Origin of the sequence: Escherichia sp. E10V10, assembly GCF_004211985.1 — a bacterium.
GTDB lineage: Bacteria > Pseudomonadota > Gammaproteobacteria > Enterobacterales > Enterobacteriaceae > Escherichia.
The window spans coordinates 281,056-281,298 of the sequence record NZ_RHJO01000001.1 but is presented as its reverse complement, the minus strand read 5'-3'; positions in this window follow the sequence as shown (position 1 = coordinate 281,298).

Below are 243 nucleotides of genomic sequence, written 5' to 3'. Positions count from 1 at the left end.
GCAGCGTAAACGCCTTATCCGGCCTACAAATTCCATTATTTCAATGGATTACAATAAGGTAGGCCAGATAAGACGCGTCAGCGTCGCATCTGGCATTTGCACCGATTACCGGATGCGGCGTAAACGCCTTATCCGGTCTACAAATTCCATTATTTCAATGGATTACGATAATGTAGGTCAGATAAGACGCGCCAGCGTCGCATCTGGCATTTGCACCGATTGCCGGATGCAGCGTAAACGCCT